The organism is uncultured Proteiniphilum sp., assembly GCF_937873925.1.
In the GTDB taxonomy this organism is placed as follows: domain Bacteria; phylum Bacteroidota; class Bacteroidia; order Bacteroidales; family Dysgonomonadaceae; genus Proteiniphilum.
The window spans coordinates 1-5,181 of the sequence record NZ_CALNAT010000179.1; the positions used below are offsets into that span (position 1 = coordinate 1).

Sequence of the window (5,181 nt, forward strand, 5' to 3'; positions counted from 1 at the left end):
ACTTCCCCTTTGTTGAAAGCTACTGTTGTCGGCTGCAAGGCAACGATTGTCGTATCCCCTGTCGGGTATTCCTTACCGGCATTGGAAAGTCGTGCTGCAGTTTTAGCTAATGCTGACTGTTGGTTCATACTCGTTTTATATACACCCCATTCTTCAAACAAAAATAATACATTCGTACTCTAAATCGCGAATATTCTATTTTATTTCACCGCCCTCAATATTTCCCGTTTCCCGGGAGGACCGGGAAGACGTTCCACCCGGTAACCGGCGGTTTGGAGCATTCTTCTCACGGCACCTTTGGCGCAATAGGTGGTAAGCATTGCTCCGTAATTGCTGAGGGCATACAACCGGTTGAATATCTCTTCTGTCCACATGCCGGGTTGTTTTTCCGGGGCAAAAGCATCATAGTAGATCAGATCGAAGAGCGCTTCCGGTTGAAATTCCTCCAACCTGAGGGCATCCGTTTGCAATTTTTTCAAGCCAAAGGTGGGTGTTATATCCACCCAATCTCCCCATGCCGAAGAGTGAAGCTGTATAAATATCTCTTTTCGTGACGGATCCAGCAGTTTGCTATAGTTGAGTTTCTCTGCGTGGGCAAGCGAAACAGGATATCGCTCAAGAGTGGTATATTTCACTGTTTTTCCCGATCTTTCGGTGTCGAGTAGAGTGAGAAAGGCATTCAGTCCCGTGCCGAACCCGATTTCCAGCAGGTTGACCTCCTGCTTGTCGTAATGATGCAGACCTGCTTCCAGATAGACATGAAGTGACTCCTGAACGGCGCCGTGTGTGGAATGGTAGTGTTCGTTCAATTCCGGGATATACAGTGTATGCGATCCGTCTTCCGTTAATTCTATAATATGTAGCATAGTCATTAATCTGTCTGCCTGTTTTATCGGTATCTTTAATTTTCAACTGTCGTTGATCCAGATTGAAATGGCCGTAGCTCTTATTCAATCAGATGATAACAGTCGCATAAATTTAGAAAAATTTTCTGTATATTTGTGTAATAAAATTATCACATGCAAAAATATCTGTTTATTGTGTTACTTTCCTCACTAGCCCTTGGGTGCGGATCCGGAACGAAGAACGGTAATGCCGAAGACAAGAGGGTACTGACGGTGACAATTGAACCGCAGCGTTATTTCCTCGATCAGATTGTGGGTGACGCGTTTACCGTCAATACGCTGGTGCCGCCCGGGACAAGTCCGGAGACTTATGAACCCGCTCCGTCGGTAATGATCGACATGGGGAAGAGTGATATCTATTTTATGGTAGGGGGTCTCGGTTTTGAGAACGCCTGGAGCAAACGCCTAACGGAAAATAACCCGGATGTGACCATCGTAAATTGTTCGGAAGGTATTGACCTGATGGAAGGGCATGGGCATAATCATGATCATGCACACGGTCATCATGATCAAGCGGACGGGCATGGACATGCTCATTCTCACGGCGCCATGGATCCGCATGTATGGTCTTCTCCCCTGGCAGTGAAGATATTTATCCGGAATATGTTGGGAGCGGTGGTAAAAGCGGATCCCGATAACGAAGAGATATTCCGGACCGGGTTTGATGAATTTTCAGTAAAAATAGACCGGACAGACAGTCTGATCCGCAATCTGTTGGTGAATATCCCATCGAAATCGTTTATTATCTACCATCCCGCGCTGGGCTATTTTGCCCGCGATTATGGCCTGTATCAGTATAGTGTTGAGTTCGAAGGAAAGAGTCCTTCTCCTTCGCAGATCAAAGAACTTGTAGATATCGCCCGGAAAGAAAAGATCAATACTGTTTTTATACAGAGAGGTTTTGACACGAAGAATGCGGCAGTGATTGCACAGGAGATCGGTGCGGAGGTATTTGAGATCGATCCGCTCCGGTATGAGTGGGATGAAGAACTACTGCGGATTGCCACTATTTTAGCCCGTGAAACGGATGAATAAACTGATTGACATAACGGACCTGACGGTCGGCTACGAAAATAAGCCGAATGTGCTGAAGAATGTCAATCTTACCATCTATAAGGATGATTTTCTTGGTATTATCGGACCCAACGGAGGAGGCAAAACCACCCTTTTGAGGACGGTGTTAGGGTTGATAAAGCCTCAGTCGGGCTCCATCACTTTCTATGATAAAGGAGAAAAAACAACTTCCCTAAATATCGGCTACCTGCCTCAAATCAACCGGATTGATAAAAAATTTCCCATCTCCGTGTCGGAAGTGATCCTATCGGGATTAACGCCGGGAAGGAATCTTTTCAGGAGATACTCTCAGGAAGATAGGCAAAAGGTGAAAGAGGCGGCGGAACGGCTTGGAGTAGAAGAGTTGTTATCACGTGCCGTAGGGGAACTCTCGGGCGGGCAACTGCAACGGGTGTTGCTCGGAAGAGCCATCGTCGACAATCCGAAACTGATTATCCTGGATGAGCCGAGTACTTATGTGGATAAGGTGTTCGAGACCAATTTTTATAAATTGTTGGGAGATATCAATAAAGAGATCGCTATTGTGTTGGTGTCGCACGACGTGGGGACGATTATCTCCCTTGTGAAGAATATCGCTTGTATAAACCAGGGGTTGCATTACCATCCGGGTACCGATATATCGCAGGAATGGCTGCTGAATGCTTATGAATCCTGTCCCATCGAGATACTAGGGCATGGATCCCTGCCTCACCGTGTGCTGATGGAACACGATCATACGGAAGAGGGATCACATACACACGATTAGATATGGGAGATACAGTCTGGATCATTCTGGCCGGTCTGCTGTTGCTCGTAGGGGCTATAGGCATTGTTGCGCCGGTACTTCCCGGCCTTCCCCTGAGTTGGGGAGGATTGCTGGTACTGAAATTCATTCCTTCTACACAGGAGGATATTTCATGGACGGCGATTATTGTTTTGGGTGTGTTGACTGTCATCATCACTATTCTCGATAATATTTTACCGGTCTGGGGGACGAAAAAGATGGGCGGTAATAAACAGGTGGTCTGGGGCGCTACCATCGGCCTGCTGGTCGGTTTTTTCCTGGGGCCGTGGGGTATTATTTTCGGTCCATTTGTGGGTGCCTTCGCCGGAGGATTGCTTTCCGGAACACAATTTATACCCGCTGTTAAACAGGCTACCGGCGCCTTTGCCGGTTATATCGCAGGGCTCGTGCTCAAATTGGTCACGGTCGGTTTGATCATTTTCTTTTTTGTGAGAACTCTTGTACTTTGAAGAGGTTTTCGCCCTTTGGCTAATCCAAAATCAAAAATGAAGTAGTACAAAAAAGACCGGTGATCATTACCGGCCTTTATTCTGTATCAATCTAAAAGATTTTTTAATCTGCATTCCTGATGAGGTATTCGGCGATCTGGACGGCGTTCAGCGCGGCTCCTTTACGGATCTGGTCCGAAACGGTCCAGAAGGTCAGCCCGTTCTCGTTGGCAAGATCCTTGCGGATGCGCCCTACATAGACGGGATCTTTTCCGGAAAGTCCCAGCGGCATAGGATATTCTTTGGCGGACGGATTATCGATCACTTCAATCCCTTTGGCTTTGCTGAAGGCTTCCCGTGCCTCCTCTACAGAGATGGGACGTTCGGTCTCGATCCAGATAGCTTCCGAATGCGCACGCATCACCGGAACCCGCACACAAGTCGCACTCACCTCTATATTGGAATGCATGATCTTGCGCGTTTCATTGTACATCTTCATCTCCTCTTTTGTATATCCGTTATCGGTAAAGACATCTACCTGAGGGATCAGATTGTATGCAAGCTGATAAGCAAATTTGGAGACGGTCGGTTTTTCACCGTTCGTCAACTGCCTGTATTGCTCTTCCAATTCCTGCATGGCAGCTGCGCCGGCTCCCGATGCAGCCTGATAAGTGGCTACATGCGCCTTTTTGATGTGCGCGATCTCCTCAATAGCCTGCAGCGCTACTACCAGCTGCGCGGTGGTACAGTTGGGATTGGCGATGATGCCGCGGGGGCGGTTCAGTGCATCTTCCGCATTCACTTCCGGAACGACAAGAGGAACATCATCTTCCATACGGAACGCACTGGAATTATCGATCATGATAGCTCCGTATTTGGTAATGGTTTCGGCAAACTCCAGCGAAGTACCTCCACCGGCAGATACGAATGCAATGTCGATCTCCCTGAACTCGTCGTTATGTTGCAATTCTTTTACTTCAATCGATTTACCTCTGAAGTTATATGTTGTTCCGGCACTTCTCGACGATCCGAATAAGACCAGTTCGTCCAACGGGAAATTTCTTTCATCCAGTACGCGGAGTAATTCCTGACCTACGGCTCCGCTGGTACCTACTATAGCAATCTTCATATGACTATAAGTTTTTTTAAAATAAAGAGTAAAGAACAAAACCTAAAACACACTTTTTATTCTATCGACACCACAAAGATATAAAAAAGCGTATAAATGTAGCAAAATGAATAGATTTAACAATGGGAAAGTTTATCTGATAGCGATTTTCCGGGTGAGTTTGCCGATTTTTATGATGTAGTATCCCTTCGGAAGGGATAATATGTATTGATTGGTACCTGCCTTTACGCGCCGGTTATATACTTTTACTCCCATAATGTTATATATTTCGAGTATTCCGTCCTCAGGGAGATCCTCAATAATAAGTCGGTTTTCGGCCAGCTTGAGCCTGGTTCTGTCCTGGGGCTCCTCTTTATTTTGCGGCTCTTCCGACAAGTTTTGCAATCGCGTAGTGTTTTGAATTTCCCCTCTGTTTTGGATCACTGCCGTGTCTTGGGATTCCTTTATACTCCGGAGTTCTCCTCTGTTTTGCATTCTTTCCGGGTTCTGTGGCTCTCCCATAGCAAGCCCACGGGGATTTCCCTGGACAAAGAGGGGGAAACCGGCTTCGCAGGCCAGGCATATCATTAAAAGGAGGGAACTGCATCTCTTCATAAAGCCTCGTATGTATCATTCATAGTCCGGTAAGATTTTACTAAACATCAATATAGCCAATTATTTATGAAGCGGTTCTTTGAGAAATACCGAACTGTTGGTTACAAAAATAAAGAAAAATATCCTATTTCTCCTGACTTCGGTATATTTGTTTTGTGATACACAGATTTTTAAATGTGTATTTTTTGAGACCTTTCAGAGTTTGCGGGAGTCTAAGTCAGAAGGAGTAGAAAAGCCTGAAGCGAAATCTATAAATCAAATACTTTT

6 protein-coding genes are annotated in these 5,181 nt (G+C 46.0%); 3 read left to right on the forward strand and 3 right to left on the reverse strand.

Going from position 1 to position 5,181, the window contains the following annotated elements; translation table 11 throughout:
* Positions 1–200: 200 nt before the first annotated feature.
* Positions 201–866: a tRNA (5-methylaminomethyl-2-thiouridine)(34)-methyltransferase MnmD gene (mnmD, locus tag Q0502_RS12195; protein ID WP_298651085.1), complete on the reverse strand. Its 666-nt coding sequence runs from the start codon at positions 864–866 to the stop codon at positions 201–203.
* A gap of 153 nt (positions 867–1,019) precedes the next feature.
* Here mnmD and Q0502_RS12200 point away from each other — a divergent pair, with 153 nt between their 5' ends.
* Genes Q0502_RS12200 through Q0502_RS12210 form a run of 3 tightly spaced genes read left to right on the forward strand, consistent with a single transcriptional unit; the run spans position 1,020 to position 3,212 of the window.
* Positions 1,020–1,940, forward strand: coding sequence for a zinc ABC transporter substrate-binding protein (locus Q0502_RS12200; RefSeq protein WP_298651086.1), 921 nt, complete (start codon positions 1,020–1,022; stop codon positions 1,938–1,940).
* Entirely contained in the window at positions 1,933–2,724 is a 792-nt protein-coding gene (locus Q0502_RS12205; protein WP_298651088.1) for a metal ABC transporter ATP-binding protein, read from the forward strand. Before Q0502_RS12200 ends, Q0502_RS12205 begins: the two co-directional genes overlap by 8 nt.
* A 2-nt stretch (positions 2,725–2,726) precedes the next feature.
* The gene (locus Q0502_RS12210; RefSeq protein WP_298651090.1) at positions 2,727–3,212 is read left to right on the forward strand and encodes a DUF456 domain-containing protein; all 486 of its coding nucleotides are present in this window, start codon (positions 2,727–2,729) and stop codon (positions 3,210–3,212) included.
* 103 nt (positions 3,213–3,315) lie between these two features.
* Here Q0502_RS12210 and Q0502_RS12215 read toward each other — a convergent pair whose 3' ends face one another.
* Complete coding sequence (locus tag Q0502_RS12215) at positions 3,316–4,320, reverse strand: aspartate-semialdehyde dehydrogenase (RefSeq protein ID WP_298651092.1); 1,005 nt, start codon at positions 4,318–4,320, stop codon at positions 3,316–3,318.
* A 132-nt stretch (positions 4,321–4,452) separates the two neighbouring features.
* Positions 4,453–4,914: a T9SS type A sorting domain-containing protein gene (locus Q0502_RS12220; RefSeq protein WP_298651093.1), complete on the reverse strand. Its 462-nt coding sequence runs from the start codon at positions 4,912–4,914 to the stop codon at positions 4,453–4,455.
* Positions 4,915–5,181 lie beyond the last annotated feature (267 nt).